At 71.5% G+C, this 21,312-nt stretch carries 18 protein-coding genes; 6 read left to right on the top strand and 12 right to left on the bottom strand.

Annotation, left to right across the window (positions count from 1 at the left end; genetic code table 11):
- Positions 1–178: 178 nt before the first annotated feature.
- The gene (locus tag SMA5143A_RS00240; protein WP_107460779.1) at positions 179–1,669 is read right to left on the bottom strand and encodes a diaminobutyrate--2-oxoglutarate transaminase family protein; all 1,491 of its coding nucleotides are present in this window, start codon (positions 1,667–1,669) and stop codon (positions 179–181) included.
- Between the two features lie 376 nt (positions 1,670–2,045).
- Between SMA5143A_RS00240 and SMA5143A_RS00235 the strand changes: the two genes are divergently transcribed.
- The gene (locus tag SMA5143A_RS00235) at positions 2,046–3,272 is read left to right on the top strand and encodes a trypsin-like serine peptidase (protein ID WP_181361657.1); all 1,227 of its coding nucleotides are present in this window, start codon (positions 2,046–2,048) and stop codon (positions 3,270–3,272) included.
- Between the two features lie 198 nt (positions 3,273–3,470).
- Positions 3,471–4,652 (top strand): trypsin-like serine peptidase, encoded by a 1,182-nt coding sequence (locus SMA5143A_RS00230; RefSeq protein WP_107460778.1) that lies wholly within the window; start codon positions 3,471–3,473, stop codon positions 4,650–4,652.
- A gap of 80 nt (positions 4,653–4,732) precedes the next feature.
- Here the strand turns inward: SMA5143A_RS00230 and hflX are convergent, their stop codons facing one another.
- The 6 genes from hflX to miaA all read right to left on the bottom strand — a co-directional run bounded on the left by hflX (position 4,733) and on the right by miaA (position 13,013).
- Positions 4,733–6,229, bottom strand: coding sequence for a GTPase HflX (gene hflX / locus SMA5143A_RS00225; RefSeq protein WP_107460777.1), 1,497 nt, complete (start codon positions 6,227–6,229; stop codon positions 4,733–4,735).
- Positions 6,230–6,448: 219 nt separating this feature from the next.
- Entirely contained in the window at positions 6,449–7,927 is a 1,479-nt protein-coding gene (locus SMA5143A_RS00220; RefSeq protein ID WP_107460776.1) for a M1 family metallopeptidase, read from the bottom strand.
- A 104-nt stretch (positions 7,928–8,031) separates the two neighbouring features.
- Positions 8,032–10,194: a RelA/SpoT family protein gene (locus SMA5143A_RS00215; protein WP_181361656.1), complete on the bottom strand. Its 2,163-nt coding sequence runs from the start codon at positions 10,192–10,194 to the stop codon at positions 8,032–8,034.
- Positions 10,195–10,490: 296 nt separating this feature from the next.
- Positions 10,491–11,360 (bottom strand): diaminopimelate epimerase, encoded by an 870-nt coding sequence (dapF, locus tag SMA5143A_RS00205; RefSeq protein ID WP_099968145.1) that lies wholly within the window; start codon positions 11,358–11,360, stop codon positions 10,491–10,493.
- Between the two features lie 81 nt (positions 11,361–11,441).
- A complete protein-coding gene (locus SMA5143A_RS00200) occupies positions 11,442–11,972 on the bottom strand; it encodes a hypothetical protein (protein WP_079049787.1) in 531 nt (176 codons plus the stop codon).
- A 102-nt stretch (positions 11,973–12,074) separates the two neighbouring features.
- Complete coding sequence (gene miaA / locus SMA5143A_RS00195; RefSeq protein ID WP_107460775.1) at positions 12,075–13,013, bottom strand: tRNA (adenosine(37)-N6)-dimethylallyltransferase MiaA; 939 nt, start codon at positions 13,011–13,013, stop codon at positions 12,075–12,077.
- Positions 13,014–13,173: 160 nt separating this feature from the next.
- On the opposite strand from miaA, the gene SMA5143A_RS00190 reads away from it, so the two are divergent.
- Together SMA5143A_RS00190 and SMA5143A_RS00185 are read left to right on the top strand one after the other, a co-directional pair.
- Entirely contained in the window at positions 13,174–13,464 is a 291-nt protein-coding gene (locus tag SMA5143A_RS00190) for a hypothetical protein (protein ID WP_258193180.1), read from the top strand.
- 23 nt (positions 13,465–13,487) lie between these two features.
- Positions 13,488–13,760, top strand: a complete 273-nt coding sequence (locus tag SMA5143A_RS00185; RefSeq protein ID WP_107460773.1) for an antitoxin — start codon at positions 13,488–13,490, stop codon at positions 13,758–13,760.
- Between the two features lie 56 nt (positions 13,761–13,816).
- Here SMA5143A_RS00185 and SMA5143A_RS00180 read toward each other — a convergent pair whose 3' ends face one another.
- From SMA5143A_RS00180 to SMA5143A_RS00170, 3 genes are all read right to left on the bottom strand, one after another.
- Entirely contained in the window at positions 13,817–14,527 is a 711-nt protein-coding gene (locus SMA5143A_RS00180; RefSeq protein WP_107460772.1) for a class III extradiol dioxygenase subunit B-like domain-containing protein, read from the bottom strand.
- Between the two features lie 174 nt (positions 14,528–14,701).
- Entirely contained in the window at positions 14,702–16,222 is a 1,521-nt protein-coding gene (gene miaB, locus SMA5143A_RS00175; RefSeq protein ID WP_107460771.1) for a tRNA (N6-isopentenyl adenosine(37)-C2)-methylthiotransferase MiaB, read from the bottom strand.
- Between the two features lie 59 nt (positions 16,223–16,281).
- Positions 16,282–16,677: a MazG nucleotide pyrophosphohydrolase domain-containing protein gene (locus SMA5143A_RS00170; RefSeq protein ID WP_107460770.1), complete on the bottom strand. Its 396-nt coding sequence runs from the start codon at positions 16,675–16,677 to the stop codon at positions 16,282–16,284.
- Positions 16,678–16,930: 253 nt separating this feature from the next.
- On the opposite strand from SMA5143A_RS00170, the gene SMA5143A_RS00165 reads away from it, so the two are divergent.
- Positions 16,931–17,932, top strand: a complete 1,002-nt coding sequence (locus SMA5143A_RS00165) for a TAXI family TRAP transporter solute-binding subunit (RefSeq protein WP_107460769.1) — start codon at positions 16,931–16,933, stop codon at positions 17,930–17,932.
- Positions 17,933–17,962: 30 nt separating this feature from the next.
- Here the strand turns inward: SMA5143A_RS00165 and SMA5143A_RS00160 are convergent, their stop codons facing one another.
- Together SMA5143A_RS00160 and SMA5143A_RS00155 are read right to left on the bottom strand one after the other, a co-directional pair.
- Entirely contained in the window at positions 17,963–19,381 is a 1,419-nt protein-coding gene (locus SMA5143A_RS00160; protein ID WP_107460768.1) for a sensor histidine kinase, read from the bottom strand.
- 9 nt (positions 19,382–19,390) lie between these two features.
- Positions 19,391–20,077 carry a response regulator transcription factor gene (locus SMA5143A_RS00155; RefSeq protein WP_107460767.1) on the bottom strand — a complete coding sequence of 229 codons (687 nt, stop codon included), beginning with the start codon at positions 20,075–20,077 and terminating at the stop codon, positions 19,391–19,393.
- Positions 20,078–20,463: 386 nt separating this feature from the next.
- On the opposite strand from SMA5143A_RS00155, the gene SMA5143A_RS00150 reads away from it, so the two are divergent.
- Positions 20,464–21,240 carry an amino acid ABC transporter ATP-binding protein gene (locus SMA5143A_RS00150; RefSeq protein WP_107460766.1) on the top strand — a complete coding sequence of 259 codons (777 nt, stop codon included), beginning with the start codon at positions 20,464–20,466 and terminating at the stop codon, positions 21,238–21,240.
- Positions 21,241–21,312: the final 72 nt, after the last annotated feature.

The following is a 21,312-nucleotide window of genomic DNA, read 5'->3' as shown; positions in this document are numbered from 1 at the left end:
GGGGGGAGGCTGGTGCGGATCGGTGAGGGGTGAGCGCGTGGCGGGGACGAGGCCGGGGCGGGACGTCCTCGGGGTCTGGGCGGGCCGGCTGCTGAGCGGACTGGTGGGGTGCCGTGGGGGTGACCGCACGGACCGGCTGTCCGAGCCGCCCGCACCGGCCGGTGCGGTCACCCCGCGCTCAGCCGCCGGGCGCGAGCCCCGGGTTCACCGCGGCCTCGTGCCGTACCGCTCCCGGCCCTCGCGCCGCGGCGGTGGCCACGGAGGCGATCGCGTCGGTGAGGCGGTCGAGTACGGCGTCGGCCTGTTCGTCGGTGAGTGTCAGCGGAGGGAGGAGACGTACGACGCCCGCGTGGCGGCCGCCCAGTTCGACGATCAGACCGCGGCGGAGGCACTCGCGCTGGACCGCGGTGGCGATGGACGGGGCGGGAGGGTGTGGGCCGGTGGCGCCGGGGGGCAGGGCCGCCTCGGGGTTGACCAACTCGATGCCGATCATGAGCCCACGCCCCCGTACGTCGCCGACGCAGGCGAACTCCTCGGTGAGGCGGCCGAGGTGGGCGAGCATCCGGGCGCCCAGGGTCTCGGCGCGCTCGGCGAGGCCGTTCTGCCGGACGTGGGCGAGGGTGGCGGTTCCTGCGGCCATGGCGAGCTGGTTGCCGCGGAAGGTGCCCGCGTGGGCGCCGGGCTGCCACACGTCGAGGTCGTCGCGGTAGACCACGACGGCCAGGGGGAGGCTGCCGCCGATGGCCTTGGAAAGGACCATGACGTCGGGGACGACCCCGCTGTGTTCGACCGCCCAGAAGCGCCCCGTGCGCCCCACACCCGTCTGGACCTCGTCGGCGATCAGCGGGATGGACCGCGCGGCCGTGATCTCGCGCATCCGACGGAGCCAGCCGTCCGGCGCCGGGATGACACCGCCCTCGCCCTGGACGGGTTCGAGGATCATCCCGGCGGGCGACGGGACACCGGACTTGGCGTCGTCGAGGACGGACTCCGTCCAGCGTGCGGCGAGTTCGGCGCCGCGTTCGCCGCCGACGCCGAACGGGCAGCGGTAGTCCTGGGGAAACGGCAGTCGGGCGACCCGTACGTCACCGGCGCCCCCGGACGCTTCGAGCGCCCCGGCGGTCATGCCGTGGTAGGCCCCGGTGAAGGCGAGCATCCCGGTGCGGCCGGTCGCGGCCCGCACCAGCTTGAAGGCGGCCTCCACCGCGTCCGTGCCGGCGGGCCCGCAGAACTGCACGCGGGCACGGTCCGCGAGGCCGGGAGGGAGGGTGCGGAACAGTTCGGTGGTGAAGGCGTCCTTGACGGGGGTGGCCAGATCGAGGACGTGCAGCGGGGCGCCGGAGTCGAGGACCTTGCGGATCGCTTCGAGGACGACCGGGTGGTTGTGCCCGAGAGCGAGGGTGCCGGCGCCGGACAGGCAGTCGAGATAGCGGCGGCCGTCCGCGCCCTCGATGGTCAGCCCTCGTGCCCGCACCGGCACGATCGGCAGCGCACGCGCATAGGTGCGCGCCGCCGACTCGCGCGCCGCCTGCCGCCGCAGAATCCCCTCGTGCGCCGAGGGCGCCCCCTCGTACTCCCGCCGCGCGGGCGCCCGTTCGTCCTCGTGTCCCGCGCGCGCCCCCTCGGACCCGCTCCCCACAGGTGCCACCGCAGACTCGGTCACCGCCACGACTACACTTCCTCCCGCTGCTCAGAGGCGAGTTGGCAGGGGTCACCGAGCACCGGCGGGTCCCCGCCCGTACCAACGACGCGGCACGCACTCGGAAGCGGGTGAGGCGAAGATCCTTGCCGTGACGGAACCGTTGCCGTTCCATCGGATGTCCCCCACAGGGACCGCATAGTGTGTGGTGCCGTTCCGGAGGGACGCCCGGCTCGGCGGATCCGTACCAAGCCGCGCGTACGGCGACCACGTACGAAGAAGCAGACGTGGGACCGAGCGCGAGTCGTGTCGGAGCCGTACGAAGAGGCGGCGGGCGTGCGGCAGGGCCGTACGCGCACCGCCTCGGCAGCACAGAGTTCTTCAACGCCCCAGGGGAGTTCAGACCATGCGACCCATACGCCCGCTCTTCGCCGCTCGTCGTGGAAGGAGCGCGCGCCGCAGAACCTCCCCCGTCCTGGCAGCGGTCGGTCTCGCCACGGTCCTGTCGCTCACCGCCACCGCCTGCGGCTCGGGGGACACCACGGCGAACGCCGAGGCGTCGTCGTCCGCCCAGGACAACGGCGGCGACGGCAAGATCCGGATCCCGGACAACATCAAGGAGAAGCTCAAGGAGCACGGGATCGACCTCGACAAGTGGCGGGGCGGGGCCTGGAAGAACTGGGACAAGGACGACTGGCTGCGCGAGGCCGAGGACTACGTCAACCCGATCATCAAGGACCTGTGGGACCCGGACCGGATGCGGGACGCCGAGGAGCCGGAGAAGGAGGTCGACGAGAGCGACCTCACCGGCGACCAGGGCGTCACCGACCCGACCCCGCAGGCCGTGCAGGCGGAGGCGGTGTCGACGAAGTACCACACGAACGCGCCGGCGGCGGGCAAGGTCTTCTTCGACGCGCCCGAGGGCACGATGGTCTGCTCGGCGACGGTGGTGAAGGACCCGGCCAACCCGGGCAGGTCCAACCTCGTGTGGACGGCCGGGCACTGTGTGCACGCCGGCAAGTCGGGCGGCTGGTACCGCAACATCGCCTTCGTCCCCTCCTACAACGACAGCGGTCTGTCGGCGGCACAGATGCGGACGGCCACCAAGGACCAGGTCGCCCCGTACGGCATGTGGTGGGGTGACTGGGCGCAGACCTCGGACCAGTGGATCGAGCAGGGCGGCCAGAAGGGCGGCGACGGAGCGCCGTACGACTTCGCGGTCATCCATGTGACGCCGGAGGAGGGCAACGGCGGCAAGTCCCTGGAGGAGACGGTCGGTTCGGCGCTGCCGGTGGACTTCGACGCGCCGGCCGTGCCGCAGGTGGACAGCATCACCGCGACGGGCTACCCGGCGGGCGCCCCGTACGACGGCGAGGCGATGTACCAGTGCACGGACAAGCCGGGGCGGCTCTCGCTCGTCGAGTCCGACCCGACGATGTACCGCATCGGCTGCACCATGACCGGCGGTTCGTCGGGCGGCGGCTGGGTGGCGACCGGCTCCGACGGCAAGCCGGCGCTGGTGTCCAACACCTCCATCGGCCCCGTGAGCGCGGGATGGCTGGCCGGCCCGCGGCTGGGCAAGGAGGCCCAGGGCATCTACGACGCGGTGAGCGAGAAGTTCGCCCAGCGGTGATGAAGTTCGCCCAGCGGTGATGTCGGGCACGCGGTGACGGCCGTGTGCGACGACGGTTCGGCGGCTGTCGGAAGGCAGCCGCCGACGTGTTGTGGAGGAGGCGCGCGGAAATATCGGCCGCGCGCCCTGCGTGCGTCCCCCAGCGCCCCCGCATAGTGGGCGTGACACAAGGAGCAGTTCCGACGGGGGTCGAGAACCATGCGCTTCTCATATCGGCGGCAGCCCCTCCTCGCCGCCACCGCAGTGATCGCGGTGCTCGCGCTGACGGCGACCGCCTGCGGCTCGGCCGACCAGGGGACGAGCGACAAACCCGACGTCGCCGCGTCCCGCACCGCCGACAGGGACGGCGACGGGGTCCCCGATGTCATCGCCGACAGGCTCGAGGAGCACGGCGTCGATGTCGACGACTGGCAGGACGGCGGCTGGAAGGACTGGGACGAGGAACAGTGGCTCGGTGAGGCCGAGGAGTTCTTCAACCCGGTGATCGAGGACCTGTGGGACGCGGAGCGGATGCGCGAGGCCGAGGACCCGGCGAAGACGGTCACCTCGCAGGACGCCTCCGTCGACCAGGGCGTCAGTGACCCGCCTCCGGCACCGGTCGAGGCCACGCCCGAGAAGACGCCGTACCACGTGAACGCCGGTCCAGTCGGCAAGATCTTCTTCGACTCGCCCGAAGGCGTGATGGTCTGTTCGGGCACGGTCGTCTCGGACGACAACCGTCCGGGGAGGTCGAACCTGGTGTGGACGGCCGGCCACTGTGTGCACGCGGGCAGCGGCGGCGGCTGGTACCGCAACATCGTCTTCGTCCCGGCCTACAACGACTTCGGCAGGTCCGAGGAGGAGCTGGCCGCGGGTGCCCCCGCGGAGGAGGTCGCCCCGTTCGGCCAGTGGTGGGCGGACTGGGCCGCGACCTCGGACGAGTGGATCGCGGGCGGCTCCCAGGAGGGCGGCGCCGGCGCGGCGTACGACTACGCGGTCCTGCATGTGAAGCCGGAGGCGGGCTCCAAGTCGCTGGAGGAGACCGTCGGTTCGGCCCTGGACGTGGACTTCTCGGCGCCCGCCGCGGCCGGGATCGACTCGCTCGGCGCCTGGGGCTACCCGGCGGCACCGCCGTACAACGGCCTGACCATGTTCCGTTGCATCGACAGGCCCGGGCGGCTCTCCCTCGACGCGTCGCTGCCGACGATGTACCGCATCGGCTGCACGATGACGGGCGGTTCGTCGGGCGGCGGCTGGTTCCGGATGGTCGACGGCGCGCCCCGGCTCGTCTCGAACACGTCGATCGGCCCGGCCGACAACACCTGGCTGGCCGGACCCCGACTGGGCAAGGGCGCCAAGGCACTGTACGACGACCTGAGCATGTCGTACGGCGATCAGTGAGCGATGTCCGCAGGCCCCCGGTGAACGATCGTCGAAGGCCCGCCCCTCGGCCGAGGGGCGGGCCTTCCTGGCGTGACGGGTCAGGCCGTCGGCGCCGGTACGTACGGTGCCAGGTCCGCCGCCAGTTCCTCGTGCACCCGGGCCTTGAGCAGGGTGCCCTCCGGGGTGTGCTCCTCGGAGATCACCTCGCCCTCGGTGTGGGCGCGGGCGACGAGCTTGCCGTGCGTGTACGGCACGAGCGCCTCGATCTCGACCGACGGGCGAGGCAGTTCGTTGTCGATCAGGGCGAGCAGTTCCTCGATGCCCTGGCCGGAGCGGGCCGAGACCGCGATGGAGCGCTTCTCGATCCGCAGCAGGCGCTGCAACGTCAGCGGGTCGGCCGCGTCCGCCTTGTTGATCACCACGATCTCGGGGACGTTCGTCGCGCCCACGTCGCGGATGACCTCGCGCACGGCGGCCAGCTGCTCCTCCGGCGCCGGGTGCGAACCGTCGACCACGTGGAGGATCAGGTCGGAGTCGCCGACCTCCTCCATCGTGGAGCGGAACGCCTCGACGAGGTGGTGCGGCAGATGCCGTACGAAGCCGACGGTGTCCGCCAGCGTGTACAGCCGCCCGCTCGGGGTCTCGGCCCGGCGCACGGTCGGGTCGAGGGTCGCGAACAGGGCGTTCTCCACCAGGACGCCCGCGCCGGTGAGCCGGTTGAGCAGGGAGGACTTGCCCGCGTTGGTGTAACCGGCGATGGCGACCGACGGGACCTTGTTCCGCCTGCGCTCCTGGCGCTTGATCTCGCGGCCGGTCTTCATGTCCGCGATCTCCCGGCGCATCTTCGCCATCTTCTCGCGGATCCGTCGCCGGTCCGTCTCGATCTTGGTCTCACCGGGACCACGGGTGGCGAGGCCGCCGCCCTTGCCGCCGCCCATCTGCCGGGACAGCGACTGACCCCAGCCGCGCAGTCGCGGCAGCATGTACTGCATCTGCGCGAGCGCGACCTGGGCCTTGCCCTCTCGGGACTTGGCGTGCTGGGCGAAGATGTCGAGGATCAGGGCCGTACGGTCGATGACCTTGACCTTGACGACGTCTTCGAGGTGGATGAGCTGCCCCGGGCTCAGCTCACCGTCGCAGATGACAGTGTCGGCACCCGATTCGAGGACGATGTCCCGCAGCTCGCCGGCCTTGCCGGAACCGATGTAGGTGGCCGCGTCCGGCTTGTCGCGGCGCTGGATCACACCGTCGAGCACGAGCGCGCCCGCCGTCTCCGCGAGGGCGGCCAGCTCGGCCAGGGAGTTCTCCGCGTCCTGCGAGGTTCCCGTGGTCCAGACACCGACGAGCACGACCCGCTCCAGGCGGAGCTGGCGGTACTCGACCTCGGTGACGTCCTCGAGCTCGGTGGACAGGCCCGCGACGCGGCGCAGTGCCGCACGCTCGGAGCGGTCGAACTGGTCGCCGTCCCGCTCGCCGTCGATCTCGAAGCTCCAGGCGACGTCCTCTTCCATCAGGGCATCGGCCCGAAGACCCTCGGGGTTGTTCTGCGCGAAGGCGCGCTGTGCGGCCTGGGAAGGGGATGAAGAGGAGGTCATTGGATCCTTACGTCGATGGGGGTACCGAAGGGGTGACGGATCTCGATCCGTCCATGGCGACAACGCCCGGGCCTGCCCGGAGATTCCCGGATGCGGCCTCGGCCGACCCCGGACCAGCCCCTGGGGGCCGGTCCACGGCTGACCGGGAGTGGGCCGCGCCGCCGACTCGAAGATGGTCGCACGGCACGCCTCGTCTCGTCACGCGGGTTATTTTCCCTTCTACCCCTTCGCCGAAGCCTCGGCGGGGGCCGCCTTCCAGTCGCGGTGCCCCGGCATGGGAGGGGTCCGCTCGCTGTAGAGCCAGCCCTGGAAGAAGGCGTCCAGGTCGCGTCCGGCGATCTGGGTCGCGAGCTCCTGGAAGTCGGCGGTGGAGGCGACGCCGTCGCGGTGGACGGCGACCCAGGCGCGCTGGAGCCGTTCGAAGGCGGGGCGGCCGATCTCCTCGCGCAGGGCGTACAGGACGAGTGCGGCCCCGTCGTAGACGTTCGGCCGGAAGATGCCGATCTTGTGGTCGTCCTCGGGCACCTTGGGCGCCGCCGGCGGCCCCCCTGCGGCCCGCCAGCGGTCGGAGGCGCTGTAGGCGGCTTTCATACGGGCCTCCATGGGTCGGCCGGCCGTCTCCTCGGCGTAGAGGGCCTCGTACCAGGTGGCGTGCCCCTCGTTGAGCCACAGGTCGGACCAGGCGCGGGGGCTGACGCTGTTGCCGAACCACTGGTGGGCCAGTTCGTGCACCATGACCGACTCGGTGTACCACTTCGGGTACTCGGTGCCGACGAACAGCGCCCTCTCGAAGAGGGAGAGGGTCTGCGTCTCCAGCTCGAAACCGGTCTGGGCCTCGGCGATGAGGACCCCGTACGTCTCGAACGGGTAGCGGCCGATCTTGCCCTCCATCCACTCGATCTGGGCCGGGGTCTTCGCGAGCCACGGTTCGAGACGCTCGCGGTCCTTGGCGGGGACCACGTCGCGGACGGGCAGACCGTCCGGTCCCGAGCGGCGTACGACGGCGGAGCGGCCGATGGACACCTGGGCCAGTTCGGTGGCCATGGGGTGTTCGGTGCGGTACGTCCAGGTGGTGGTGCCGGGGTCGCGGCGCGTCCCGGTGTCCAGCCCGTTGGAGACGGCCGTGTAGCCGTCGGGCACGGTGACGCGGACGGTGAACAGGGCCTTGTCGGAGGGGTGGTCGTTGCAGGGGAACACGACGTGGGCGGCGTCGGCCTGGTTGGCCATGGCGAGTCCGTCGGCGGTCCGCACCCAGCCGCCCTCCTCGCCCTCGGCGTACACGGGGTCACTGGTGTGCCGCACGGTGATGCGTGTCCGGCTGCCCGCGGGGAGCGGCTGCCGGGGCGTGATCACCAGGTCCTCGCCCGCGGTGGTGAAGGTGGCGGGCGTCCCGTCGACCTCGACGGAGCTGACCTTGCCGTGGGTGAAGTCGAGGTTGACCAGGTCCAGGGAGGAGGTCGTGAGGGCGTCGATCGTGGTGACGGCCGTCAGGGGCTTGAGGTTGTCGCCGGGGTAGGTGAAGGCGAGGTCGTACGACTGCACGTCGTAGCCGGGGTTGCCGAGGTGCGGGAAGAGACGGTCACCGACGCCGAGCGGGACGGCGGGCGAGGGGGCGCTCGCGGCGATCAGGCAGACGGAGACGGCGGAGGTGAGCAGCGCCTTGGTACGGCGGGCCCTGAGGCGTGGGGTGAGCGGCATGGACCACCGCTACCAGCGCGCCGCCTGTCCGCGCCGCCGACGCGCAGCCGTCCCACCCGAACGAGCGGCCCGGCGGTCCGCCGAGCCGCCCGGCACGCCGGTGGCTACTGGGCGGCCGCCTGGTGCTGGGGCCGCGCCACGTCGTAGACGCCCGCCACGTCGCGCATGGCGCGCATCAGGTTCGGGAGGAGGGCGGCGTCCGGGAGCTGCACCGTGTACGTGTGCCGGACGCGCTGCTGGGTCGGGGGTTCGACGGTGGCGGAGACGATGGCGACGCCCTCCAGCGCGATGGCCTCGGTGAGGTCGGCGAGGAGGTGGGGGCGCTGGAACGACTCGGCGACGAGGGTGACCCGGAACTCGGTGGTGTCCCCCCAGTGCACGGCGATCTCCGCGCGCCCGAGGCCCTTCATGCGTGTCACGGCGGCGCACTCGACCCGGTGCACGGTCACCACTCCCCCGCGGACGGCGAAGCCGGTGACCTCGTCGGGCGGTACGGGGGTGCAGCAGCCGGCGAGGCGGACGTTGGCGTCGGGCTGGTCGGCGACGACCACGGCGTTCGCGGTGTCCGAGGGCGCGGCGGGTTCGTCGTGGGCGGGGCGGGGGGCCGGCGCCCCTTCCTTGCGTTCGGCGTCGAGGGCGTCCGGCTCGTCTGCGGCGGACGAGGGGTGGGTGGCGAGCCAGCGCTGGATGGCGATGCGCGCGGCGGGGGTGTGGGCGTGCTCCAGCCACTCCCTGGAGGGCTCGGAGGCGGGGTCCTGGCCCATGAGGAGCTGGACGGTGTCGCCGTCCCTCAGGACCGTGCTGAGTGTCGCCAGACGGCCGTTGACGCGGGCGCCGATGCAGGCGTGCGCGTCCTCGCCGTACTGGGCGTAGGCGGCGTCCACGCAACTGGCGCCCTCGGGGAGGCCCAGGGTGCCGCCGTCGGGCCGGAAGACGGTGATCTCGCGGTCCTGGGCGAGGTCCTCGCGCAGGGTGGACCAGAACATGTCGGCGTCGGGCGCGGCCTGCTGCCAGTCGAGGAGGCGGGAGAGCCAGCCGGGACGGGTGGGGTCGACGCGCTCGCCGTCGCCGTCGGCCCGCTCGCCGTCGGTCTGGTCCTCGGCGGGGGCGGCGTAGGGGTTGCCGAGCGCGACGACTCCGGCCTCGGCGACCTTGTGCATCTGGTGGGTGCGGATGAGCACTTCGGCGACCTGCCCGTCGCCGCGGGCGACGGCCGTGTGCAGCGACTGGTACAGGTTGAACTTCGGTACGGCGATGAAGTCCTTGAACTCCGAGACCACCGGGGTGAGACAGGTGTGCAGTTCGCCGAGGACGGCGTAGCAGTCGGCGTCCTCGTTGACGAGGACGAGGAGCCGTCCGAAGTCGGTGCCGCGCAGCTGGCCGCGTTTTCGCGAGACCCGGTGCAGGGAGACGAAGTGGCGGGGCCGGATGAGGACTTCGGCCTGGATGCCGGCCTCACGCAGCACCCCGCGCACCTCTTCGGCGATCTCGGCGAGCGGGTCGCTCTCCCGGGCGTCGTTGTCCGCGATCAGTTCACGGGTGTGGGCGTACTCCTCGGGGTGGAGGATCGCGAAGACGAGGTCCTCCAGTTCGGTCTTGAGTGCCTGGACGCCGAGGCGTTCGGCGAGCGGGATCAGCACGTCCCGGGTGACCTTGGCGATGCGTTCCTGCTTCTCGGGGCGCATCACGCCGAGGGTGCGCATGTTGTGCAGCCGGTCGGCGAGTTTGATCGACATCACACGGACGTCGTTGCCGGTGGCGACGAGCATCTTGCGGAAGGTCTCGGACTCGGCGGCGGCGCCGTAGTCGACCTTCTCCAACTTGGTCACGCCGTCGACGAGGTAGCGCACCTCCTCGCCGAACTGCTCGCGCACCTGATCGAGCGTCACGTCCGTGTCCTCGACGGTGTCGTGCAGCAGAGAGGCCGTCAGGGTCGTCGTCTCCGCGCCGAGTTCGGCGAGGATCAGGGTCACGGCGAGCGGGTGGGTGATGTACGGCTCGCCGCTCTTGCGCATCTGGCCGCGGTGCGAGGACTCGGCGAGGACGTACGCCCGGCGCAGCGGTTCCAGGTCGGCGTCGGGGTGGTGGGCGCGGTGGGCCTCGGCGACATGGCTGATGGCGTCGGGCAACCGGTCACGGGTGGCCGGCCCCAGCAGTGCGGCACGGCCCAGACGGCGCAGGTCGATACGAGGCCGGCCCTTCCTGCGGTGCGCTGCGGGCGGCGCAGGGGCGGGCGATACGGCGGGGTTCGTGGCCTCCGCGCTCATGGGCACCTCCGGCTGCGTGGACCGGCGGACGGGTGCCCCATGGCGTGCGGCGGCTCAGGGATCGTGTCGTTCCCCCGTCCGTGCCGGTGCTTGATGCTACCGAGCCCATCACGCCCACCTGACCGCCTCTCGGCGAGCGTGAAACGGATCACCCATTAGAGCGAAGGGTCCGGCGTTTGCGGTTTCGAGCCACGCGACCCCGGCCCTGCCTGGGATTCGCACCTCTCAGCAGGGGTTCGGCTCGCACACCAGCGGCATCCGGGACCCTCATACCACTGTGTCGAGCCTCACATGACTCAACGCGCGGCGTTTTCGAGCCAGTTGGCGTCGAGCTCGCCTTCGGCGACGATCACGGCGGGGCCGGTCATCTCGATCTCCCCGTCGGGCCGTTCGGTGATGACCAGGGTCCCGCCGGGCACGTCGACCGTGTACGTGGCGGGGGCGCCGGTGACGGCCGGGTCGGCGCCGTCGCGGCGGGCCGTGGCGACGGCGACGGCGCACGCGCCCGTGCCGCACGACCGGGTCTCGCCGGAGCCGCGCTCATGGACGCGCATCGCCACATGGCGCGGGCCCCGGTCGACGACGAACTCGACGTTGACCCCGTCCGGGTAGGCGGCGGCCGGGCTGAACGGGGGCGGGGCGTACAGGTCGCCGGCGTCGGAGAGGTCGTCGACGAAGGCCACGGCGTGCGGGTTGCCCATGTTCACGTTGCGCGCGGGCCAGCTGCGGTCGCCGACGCTCACGGTGACGTCCCCCTCGGGGAGGCGTGCCGTGCCCATGCCGACGGTGACGTCGCCGTCCTTGGCGATGTGGACGCTCTTGACGCCCCCGCGTGTGGCGACGGCGAGGTCGCCCTCGGTGACGTGACCGGCGTGCTGGAGGTAGCGGGCGAAGACCCGCACGCCGTTCCCGCACATCTCGGCGATCGATCCGTCGCCGTTGCGGTAGTCCATGAACCACTCGGCCTCGGCGGCCAGCCCCGCGGCCTCCGGGTGCGCGGCCGACCGTACGACGTGCAGCACGCCGTCGCCCCCGATGCCCGCGCGGCGGTCGCACAGCGCGGCGACGGCGGCGGGAGTGAGGTCGATGAGGTTCTCGGGGTCGGGGACGATCACGAAGTCGTTCTCGGTCCCGTGCCCCTTGAGGAAGGCGATCCGCGTGCTCATTCCTCGATCGTACGGGGTGGAGGGGGCCTCCCCGCCGGTCACCGGCTCCGGGGGCGCCCGTCCGTCGGCCTGCGGGCCCTACTAGCGCAGCCGGGCCACGCGCCAGACGGCCAGGACGACCACGGCGGCGAGCACCAGGGCGTACCCGAGGACGACCCGCCAGTCCGGGCGGCGTCCGGAGCCCCGCGCGGGCAGGCCTGGCCACGTGTAACCCACGCGGCGTGCGGCCATCATGCCCCAGCCGCCGGCGGTGGAGCAGATCAGCAGACCGAGCATGGCGACCACGGCGCCGCCGTCGCCGAACTCGAAGGCGAGGGGGAAGGCGAACATCAGGGAGCCGACCGCGCCGAGGCCCACGATGGGCGCCAGCTGCCACAGACGGAGCCTGCGCTGGGGGCGCAGCTCGACCTCGACCTCCGGTGCGGACATCTCGTCCGGTTCCGGTCCGTCGTCGGTCACGCCGTCCGGAGCCTGGTCGTCCGGCCCGTCGGGGCTCAGCGGACCGCTGTCGAGGTCCAGTGCGTACCCCTCGGTAACCAGCTGGTCCGCGTCGTCCGCGGTGCCGTGCTCCGCGCCTTGTGCGGTGTCGCGAGGGCCGGCCTCCATCGCCACGCGCCCTCCCAACTCGGACTCCACTTGGTCGATCGAAGCTCGATGATGGCACGCTCCCGGAGGCCGGGATGACCGCCGGGGCGACCCGATGCCATGACGTGATCAGGCTGTGACCGGTCGTTCGATCAACGCCACTGCGAGCTGCGGGAGTTCCGCCCGGTCCGCGACACCCCCCTTGAGCCAATGCACCCGCGGGTCGCGCCTGAACCATGAATCCTGACGGCGCGCGAAGCGCTTGGTGGCACGGACCGTCTCGGCACGCGCCTCGTCCATGGTGCACTGTCCGGCGAGGGCCGCGAGGACCTGCTGGTAGCCGAGCGCCCGCGACGCCGTACGCCCCTCGCGCAACCCCTGCGCCTCCAGTGCGCGCACTTCGTCGACCAGTCCGGCGTCCCACATGCGGTCGACGCGGGCCGCGATGCGCTCGTCGAGTTCGGGGCGGGCCACGTCGACACCGATCTGCACGGTGTCGTAGACCGAGTCGTGGCCCGGCAGGTTGGCGGTGAAGGGCTTCCCGGTGAGCTCGATCACCTCGAGGGCCCGGACGATACGGCGGCCGTTGCTGGGCAGGATGGCGTGGGCGGCCCCGGGGTCGGCGGCGGCGAGCCGGGCGTGCAGGGCGCCGGAGCCGCGCAGGGTCAGCTCCTCCTCCAGACGGGCCCTGACCTCGGGATCCGTGCCGGGGAACTCCAGGTTGTCGACGGCGCCCCGTACGTACAGGCCGGAACCGCCCACCAGGATGGGCCAGCGCCCCTCGGCGAGGAGCGCGTCCATGCGGGCCCTGGCGAGCCGCTGGTACTCGGCGACGCTGGCGGCGACCGTGACGTCCCAGATGTCCAGGAGATGGTGCGGGACTCCGTCGCGCTCCTCGGGGGTCAGCTTGGCGGTGCCGATGTCCATCCCCCGGTAGAGCTGCATGGAATCGGCGTTGACGACCTCGCCGCCGAGGCGCTGGGCCAGAAAGACACCCAGATCGGATTTGCCCGCCGCGGTCGGGCCGACGACGGCGATGACCCGAGGTGCGGGAACTGCGCTACTCACTTCCCCAGTCTCGCAAACCTCGGGGCCTCATCTCGAATGAGCTACGTGACGCGAGGCGGGCGGGGTCGTTGCGTGTTGCGTGTTCTGAGCGCCGGTTTCAAGTGCCGGCGACCCGGTTGACGCAATCGGACGCTCCGGGAAGGCGCGGCAATTAGTCCGCATGAGTAGCATTGAGGTTGATATGGGCGTTTTTTCGCTGTTCCGTCGCAAGGCGAAGGGCTCGGAGGAGGCCGTCGAGGCGACCCCCGCGGCGACCACCGGGGCCGGGACGGAAGAGTCGGACGAGGCGAAGGGATCTGCTGAGGCCGCCCAGCCGCAAGCCGACACCGAGGACGAGGCGAAGGACGCCGTGGCGGAGGTGGTCGACGCGGCGGACGACGTCGAGATCCCCCAGCAGCAGACCGCCGAGAAGGCCGCCGACAACGAGGCCAGCGAGGGCGCCCGCAAGTGATGATCCGCGCGGGAAGGTGAACCATGGGTCTTCTGCACAGCATGAAAACCAGACTCTCCCCGGCCAAGGAGAAGGTCTCGCACCTCGCACAGAAGCACGAGGGCAGGATCCACCACGGTCTCGACAAGGCCGCACACGCGGTCGACAGGAAGACCAAGGGCAAGTACAGCCACAAGATCCAGTCGGGCACGGGCAAGGCGAAGCACGCCATGGACCGACTCGCGCACAAGGAAGACGGCGGCGGCACCCCGCCCCCGGCCGGCGGGGCCACGCCACCACCGCCTCCGACTTCCTGACCACCTTCACCTCGACGGACGGCCGCGGAGCACCTCGCTCCCGGCCGTCCGCCGTGTCACGACCAGGTCGCCACGAGGTAGCCCACGCCGTAGGGCGCGTCGTCGTACAGCAGGCTGCCGCTCAGGTCCGCCTCCTCGGCGGCGCCGGCCAGCACCTGCCAGGGGGCGCGGCCGGAGACCAGCAGTTCCCCGGCGAGCCCGGCGTCCAGTGCCTTCAGGGCGGCGATGTCCACCGTGGCGAGGGCGCGGGCGACCGCCGCGTCGAAACCGGCGGCGCGCTCGTCCAGATACCCGGGCGCCTTGAGGGTCCGGCAGGCGCTGGCGTCGCCCATCACCAGCAGGGCCACGCGCTCGGCCGCCCCGGCGATGTCCCGTCCGAGGGAGATGCACGGCTCGGCGGCGAGCGGTTCCGCCACGGCCGCGGCTTCCACGGGGACGGACCGCTCGGCGCGGTCGAGCAGCCAGGCGGCCACCGCGAGGGACGCCGGCAGCGCACCCTCCGGCGCCTCCCGCTCGGCCCCGCCCTGCCCGAGCCGGACGTCGAGATCCACGCCGAAGCCGCGGAACGATCCGCGGGCGCCCTGCGGGTACCGGCCGCCCCGGTCGGCGGGCCCGACGACCACCAGGCGTCCGGGCCGGGCCGCCGCGAGCACCCCGAGCGCGTCCGCGCAGGCCTCCCGCGCACGGTCCAACTCGGGCGCGGCCCCCGCGGCAACCTCGGGCACGATCAGCGGAGGACAGGGACAGACAGCGGCGGCGACAAGCATGATCCGCAGGGTAACCGCCACGTCTGCGCGAAGCACGAAGTGGACCGGGGAGGCATGCGGCGGATCAGAGATGCCTGCCGGGGGCCCGAGAGGCACGCGGTGGGCCGAAGAACCGCACAGCCGGGCCGGGAGAGACCCGTGCGGGCTCCCCCACCGTCGGACAGCGGGCTGGGGTCAGTGCCCTCCGCAGCCGCCCGTCGTCGCCACCGGCAGAGGCTCCGGGACGCCGATCCTCGGCAGCCCGAGCAGCACCCCGGCCGGCTTGGCCTCGGGGGCGGCGTTCCGCTTCTCCCAGGCGTCACCGGCGCGCGTCCGGCGCACCTCGAGGACGGCGCCCTCGGCGAGGAGGTGGTGCGGGGCGGCGTACGTGATCTCGACGGTCACGACGTCACCGGGGCGCACCCCCTGGTCCGGCTTGGTGAAGTGGACGAGGCGGTTGTCGGGGGCACGGCCGGACAGCCGGCGGGTGGCGCCGTCCTTGCGGCCCTCGCCCTCGGCGACCATCAGCTCCAGGGTGCGCCCGACCTGCTTCTTGTTCTCCTCCCAGGAGATCTCCTCCTGGAGGGCGACGAGACGCTCGTAGCGCTTCTGCACGACCGCCTTGGGGATCTGGTCCTCCATGGTGGCCGCGGGGGTGCCGGGGCGCTTGGAGTACTGGAAGGTGAACGCCTGTGCGAAGCGGGCCTCACGCACCACGTGCAGCGTCTGCTCGAAGTCCTCCTCGGTCTCGCCGGGGAAGCCCACGATGATGTCGGTGGTGATCGCCGCGTGCGGGATGGCGGCGCGGACCTTCTCGATGATGCCCAGGTAGCGCTCCTGCCGGTACGAGCGGCGCATCGCCTTGAGGACGGTGTCCGAGCCGGACTGGAGCGGCATGTGCAGCTGCGGCATCACGTTCGGCGTCTCGGCCATGGCGGCGATCACGTCGTCGGTGAAGTCACGGGGGTGCGGCGAGGTGAACCGGACGCGCTCCAGGCCCTCGATCGTCCCGCAGGCCCGCAGCAGCTTGCTGAACGCCTCACGGTCGCCGATGTCGGAGCCGTACGCGTTGACGTTCTGGCCGAGGAGCGTGATCTCGGAGACGCCCTCGCCGACCAGCGCCTCGATCTCGGCGAGGATGTCGCCGGTACGGCGGTCCTTCTCCTTGCCGCGCAGCGCCGGGACGATGCAGAAGGTGCAGGTGTTGTTGCAGCCGACGGAGATCGAGACCCACGCGGCGTAGGCGCTCTCGCGGCGGGTGGGCAGGGTGGAGGGGAACGCCTCCAGGGACTCGGCGATCTCGACCTGCGCCTCGTCCTGGATCCGGGCGCGCTCCAGCAGGACCGGCAGCTTGCCGATGTTGTGCGTGCCGAAGACGACGTCCACCCAGGGCGCCTTCTTGACGATGGTGTCGCGGTCCTTCTGCGCGAGACAGCCACCGACTGCGATCTGCATGCCGGGCCGGGACGCCTTCATGGGGGCGAGGCGGCCGAGGTTGCCGTAGAGGCGGTTGTCGGCGTTCTCACGTACGGCGCAGGTGTTGAAGACGACGACGTCGGCGTCGCCCTCGCCGGCGTCCTCGGGCGCGCGCACGTAGCCGGCCTCCTCCAGGAGACCGGACAGGCGCTCGGAGTCGTGGACGTTCATCTGACACCCGTAGGTGCGTACTTCGTATGTCTTGACGCCCACTGCCTGGCTCCGGTCGCTGCTGGTCATGTCACCAGGGTAGGCGCTCCGCGCAGTACGTCCCGCCCCTCACCCCGTGCACGCCCGTCTCAGCCGGTCCAGCCCTGCTCACGCAGGACGGCGGCGACGTCGGGCGCCCGGTAGTGGTCGCCCTTGAGGACCTTGCCGTCGGCGCGGCGGGCGACGCGGCCGTCGGGGCCCAGCTTGGTCATGTTGGAGCGGTGGATCTCGGCGATCACCGCGTCGAGGTCGATGCCGTGGACGAGGGCGGTGCCGTACGCCACGTACACGACGTCGGCGAGTTCGTGCGCCAGCCGGTCGAGCGGGCCGCCGACCGCCACCTCGGCGACCTCGGCCGCCTCCTCCGCCAGCAGTTCGCCGCGGTGCGCGGCCAGCTCGGGTGAGACCTCGGTCGGCTCGGTACGGACATCGAGCCCGAAGGCGCGATGGAACTCACGGACGAGACGGGCGGGAGAGGAACTCATCCGCCGACCCTACCGACCACCGGCCGACGCCTCCGCACGTCCGGCACCCGGGCCACCATCGGCGACTGGTCATACCCGTCCGGCTCCGCACGTCGGCGCCGCCGTAACGACGCCCGGCCCCGGTGTCACAGGGCTGGGCGGCCCGCGCGAGGTGGTCCTCGGGGGCGCGCTCGCATCACCCCCCGTGTCACGAGCTCGCACCGGATGGTCCCGATCCTGGCCGCCCGTCCGGTGACCTGGCAGGATCTCGCGCATGGTCCAGGTATTCCCCCGCATCGGCGGGCGTCGCGCGCTACTGGGCTCGGCGGCCTCGTTGGTGGTCCTCGGGCTGCTGGCGTGGTGGCTCTGGCCGCGCGAGACGCCCCCGAGCGGGACGATCACCCTCAGTACGGGAGCCCCGCAGGGCGTCTACCAGGAGTACGGCAAGCTGCTGCGGGACTCGGTCGGCGGGGACATGCCCGACCTGAGGATCGATCTGGAGGACAGCAACGGGTCCCAGACGAACGTCACCCGCGTCGCCACCGGGGAGAGCGACTTCGCCATCGCCGCCGCCGACGCCGTGCAGACCTATGTGGACCAGGGGAAGCCCGGTGCCGACAAGCTGCGCGGCCTCGCCCGGCTGTACGACGACTATGTGCAGCTGATCGTCCCCGCCACCTCGACCGTCCAGCGGGTCGCCGACCTGAAGGGCAAGCGGGTCGCCGTCGGACCCCAGGGCTCGGGGGTACGGCTGATAGCCGGGCGCGTGCTCTCCGCCGACGGACTGGACATCGACAAGGACATCGACGCGCGCAGCGACACCATCCGCACGGGCCCCGACGCCCTGCGCGAGGGCAGGCTCGACGCCTTCTTCTGGTCGGGCGGGCTGCCCACGAAGGGCATCACCGACCTGGCGAAGAAGTACCACTACGACTTCCGCTTCGTGCCGATCGAGAGCGACCTCGTGGCGAAGCTGCACGAACAGGGCTCCGTCTACAGCCACTACCGCGCGTCCGTGATGCCGGCCGACGCCTACCCGACCATCCTCAGGGGCTCCACCGTGCCCACGATCACCGTGGCGAACCTGCTGATCACCCGTGAGGACATGGACCCCCGGCTGACCCAGTGGCTGACCCGCATGGTCATCAAGAGCCGGGACAGGATCGGCAAGAAGGTCCACGCGGCCCAGCTGGTGGACCTGCGCACGGCGATCTACACGGACCCGCTGCCGCTGCACGAGGGCGCGGCACAGTACTACCAGTCCGTCAAGCCGTAGCCGCCGGTCGAGGGGCCCCTGCCGGGCCGGTCAGTTCTGCGGGCGGGTCCTCGGCACCGTCACCGTCACCCTGAGGCCGTGCGGCTTGTGGTGGGCGTACGCGATGGAGCCGCCGCCCGCGGCTATCAGGGCCCGGGAGATGGAGAGCCCGAGGCCCGAGCCCTTGATGTTCTGGTGCGCGGTGCTGCGCCAGAAGCGGTCGCCGACGCGCTCCAGCTCCTCGTCGCTGAGGCCGGGGCCTCCGTCGGTGACGACGACCGTGCAGTCCGGTCCGTTCGGGGCGACCTCGACCTCGACGCGCTCCCCGGCGGGCGTGAACTTGAGCGCGTTGTCGATCACCGCGTCCAGCGCGCTGGACAGGGCGACCGGGTCGACCCAGGCCGTGGTGGCCGGGCAGGTGCCGACCAGCGTCACGCCCTTGTCCTCGGCGAGCGGTGACCAGGAGGCGACCCGCTCCGCGGTCAGCTCCCCCACGTCGGTGAGCCGGAGATCGGACTCGGCGTGCTCGGCGAGCGCGAGGTCGAGCAGATCGTCGAGGACCTGCGCGAGGCGCTTGCCCTCGGTGCGGACGGACGCGATCTCCTCATTGCCCTCGGGCAGTTCCAGGGCCAGCAGGTCGATGCGCAGCAGCAGCGCGGCGAGCGGGTTGCGCAGTTGATGGGAGGCGTCGGCGACGAAGGCGCGCTGCTGTTCCAGGACGTCCTCGACGTTGTCGGCCATCTCGTTGAACGACCGTGCGAGGCGCCTGAGTTCGGGCGGTCCGCTGGCGACGGCGACCCGTGACTTCAGCCGTCCGGAGGCGATGGCGTGGGTGGTGGTGTCGAGGACGCGCACGGGCTTGAGGACCCAGCCCGTCAGCCGCAGGGCGGCGCCGAGGGCGAGGAGCATCGCGGCGATCTCGCCGGCGCCGATGATCAGCCAGCCGCGCAGGATCTTGGAGCGCATCTGGCCGGTGGGCGAGTCGGTGACGACGACGGCGACGACATCACCGTCGTGGATGACCGGGGAGGCGACCACGAGACGACCGCGCTGCCACGGCCACACCTGCTCCGGGTCGTGCGGGCGCCGCCCCAGCAGCGCCTCGTCGAACGCGTCCTTGCCCTCACCGGACTCGGGCACGTCCCAGCCGACGGGGGCGTTGGCCATGGGGCCCCGCTTGTCGTCGCGGTAGAAGACGCCGGCCTTGATCCCGTACACGCTGTGGTACTGCGCCAGCTCCCGCTGGAGGGTGTCCCGGCGGCCGTCGCCCGAGAGGTCGTCCGTCCGGGACCGGGTCGGGGACTCGGTGACGAACTGGGCGAGGGCCGCGAAGCGCGCGGTGTCGTCGATGCGGTCGACGACGACCTCCTGTTGGCGCGCCGCCGCCAGGCTCACCGCCAACGGGATGCCGAGGGCCAGCAGCACGGCGGCCATCAGGACGATGAGCAGCGGAAGAAGACGAGTGCGCACGCGGGAACGCTACGGCGTCGGGGTCACCAGCCGGTAGCCGACCCCGCGCACGGTCTCGATCAGGGCGGGCATGCGCAGCTTCGACCGCAGCGAGGCGACGTGTACTTCGAGGGTGCGTCCGGTCCCCTCCCAGCTGGTCCGCCACACCTCGCTGATGATCTGTTCCCGGCGGAACACGACGCCCGGGCGCTGGGCCAGCAACGCGAGGAGATCGAACTCCTTGCGGGTCAGCTGGACGACCGCGCCGTCCACACTTACCTGCCGGGTGGGCAGTTCGATGATCACGGGTCCGAGGCGCAGCCCGGTGTCGCCGGGGGTGGCGGACTCGTCGGGGACGCGGCGCCGGGCGACGGCGTGGATACGCGCGAGCAGTTCGCCGGTGTCGTACGGCTTGACCACGTAGTCGTCGGCCCCGAGGTTGAGGCCGTGGATGCGGGAGCGCACGTCGGAGCGGGCGGTCACCATGATCACGGGGATGCTGGTGCGCTTGCGGATCTTGCCGCAGACCTCGTAGCCGTCCTGGTCGGGCAGGCCGAGGTCGAGCAGGACGACGCCGAAGCCAGCGCCTTCCGGGACGAGTGCCTGGAGGGCCTCCTCGCCGCTGCGGGCATGGGTGACGTCGAAGCCGTGCCTGGCCAGGACCGCAGACAGCGCGGCCGCGACGTGGTTGTCGTCCTCGACGAGGAGCAGCCTCATTCCGGCCCCCTCCGGTTCGATCGGGCATACGTTTGTCGGGCGTACGTTCGGTCGTACATACGGTCTCGGCTGGCACACCTTACGCGCACCCAGGTCCCGCGTCGGGTTTCCGCACGCTCAGGGGTATGACGGGAACGCAAGCGGGGACCCGGCTGCCGTGGCCCGCCCACCTGGGCAGTGACACCAATGACTGAGGACGCCGTCAAGGCCGTACAGGTTCCGCGAGGGTTCCGTTACCCAGCCGAAAGACCCCCGCGCGGGTCCGCTACGCGCAGTGTCCGACTGCTACCAGATCGTTATGCTCAATTTCCCCTCAGATGTAATGACGCTGGTCGTCGCCGGTCACTACTGTCCTCCGAAACCGAGGAGGACGGAGCCAGAAAGCGATGACCGAAGTTTCGGTGGTCAAGGACGCGGTGCCCGCGGCCGACGACCTGGTCGTCCTGAAGAGCGTCAACAAGCACTTCGGCGCGTTGCACGTACTCCAGGACATCGATCTGACGATCACCAGGGGCGAGGTCGTCGTGGTGATCGGACCCTCCGGGTCCGGTAAGTCCACCCTGTGCCGCACCATCAACCGGCTGGAGTCGATCGACTCCGGCGACATTCTGATCGACGGCAAGCCGCTGCCCGCCGAGGGCAAGGCGCTCGCGCGACTGCGGGCCGACGTCGGCATGGTGTTCCAGTCTTTCAATCTCTTCGCGCACAAGACCGTGCTCGAGAACGTGATGCTGGGACAGCTCAAGGTCCGCAAGACCGACAAGAAGCAGGCCGAGGAGAAGGCGCGGACCCTGCTCGACCGGGTCGGTGTGGGCACGCAGGCGGACAAGTACCCCGCGCAGCTCTCCGGTGGTCAGCAGCAGCGCGTGGCGATCGCCCGGGCACTGGCGATGGACCCGAAGGTCATGCTGTTCGACGAGCCGACCTCGGCCCTCGACCCCGAGATGATCAACGAGGTCCTGGAGGTCATGCAGCAGCTCGCCCGCGACGGCATGACCATGGTCGTGGTCACCCACGAGATGGGCTTCGCCCGTTCGGCCGCCAACCGGGTGGTGTTCATGGCGGACGGCCGAATCGTCGAAGAGGCTGTGCCGGACCAGTTCTTCAGCAACCCCCGCAGCGACCGGGCCAAGGACTTCCTTTCCAAGATCCTGCACCACTGACCGCCCGACGAGGCCGGTCCCGGCCACAGGCACCCGCACCACGACGGTCCGCATCTTCACCAGTCAAAGGAT

Source organism: Streptomyces sp. MA5143a (assembly GCF_900290235.1).
Classification (GTDB): Bacteria; Actinomycetota; Actinomycetes; order Streptomycetales; family Streptomycetaceae; genus Streptomyces.
Note: the sequence above shows the minus strand (reverse complement) of the source record. Positions and strands in the feature narration are given on the sequence as shown.

Bases quoted from the DNA above. Each gene is read 5' to 3' on its own strand.
- SMA5143A_RS00165 (WP_107460769.1), top strand. From the start codon at position 16,931: ATGGTCCAGGTATTCCCCCGCATCGGCGGGCGTCGCGCGCTACTGGGC.
- SMA5143A_RS00220 (WP_107460776.1), bottom strand. From the start codon at position 7,927: ATGCCGCTCACCCCACGCCTCAGGGCCCGCCGTACCAAGGCGCTGCTC.
- SMA5143A_RS00190 (WP_258193180.1), top strand. From the start codon at position 13,174: ATGAGTAGCATTGAGGTTGATATGGGCGTTTTTTCGCTGTTCCGTCGC.
- SMA5143A_RS00170 (WP_107460770.1), bottom strand. From the start codon at position 16,677: ATGAGTTCCTCTCCCGCCCGTCTCGTCCGTGAGTTCCATCGCGCCTTC.
- SMA5143A_RS00150 (WP_107460766.1), top strand. From the start codon at position 20,464: ATGACCGAAGTTTCGGTGGTCAAGGACGCGGTGCCCGCGGCCGACGAC.
- SMA5143A_RS00230 (WP_107460778.1), top strand. From the start codon at position 3,471: ATGCGCTTCTCATATCGGCGGCAGCCCCTCCTCGCCGCCACCGCAGTG.
- hflX (WP_107460777.1), bottom strand. From the start codon at position 6,229: ATGACCTCCTCTTCATCCCCTTCCCAGGCCGCACAGCGCGCCTTCGCG.
- SMA5143A_RS00155 (WP_107460767.1), bottom strand. From the start codon at position 20,077: ATGAGGCTGCTCCTCGTCGAGGACGACAACCACGTCGCGGCCGCGCTG.
- SMA5143A_RS00215 (WP_181361656.1), bottom strand. From the start codon at position 10,194: ATGAGCGCGGAGGCCACGAACCCCGCCGTATCGCCCGCCCCTGCGCCG.
- miaB (WP_107460771.1), bottom strand. From the start codon at position 16,222: ATGACCAGCAGCGACCGGAGCCAGGCAGTGGGCGTCAAGACATACGAA.
- dapF (WP_099968145.1), bottom strand. From the start codon at position 11,360: ATGAGCACGCGGATCGCCTTCCTCAAGGGGCACGGGACCGAGAACGAC.
- SMA5143A_RS00235 (WP_181361657.1), top strand. From the start codon at position 2,046: ATGCGACCCATACGCCCGCTCTTCGCCGCTCGTCGTGGAAGGAGCGCG.
- SMA5143A_RS00180 (WP_107460772.1), bottom strand. From the start codon at position 14,527: ATGCTTGTCGCCGCCGCTGTCTGTCCCTGTCCTCCGCTGATCGTGCCC.
- SMA5143A_RS00185 (WP_107460773.1), top strand. From the start codon at position 13,488: ATGGGTCTTCTGCACAGCATGAAAACCAGACTCTCCCCGGCCAAGGAG.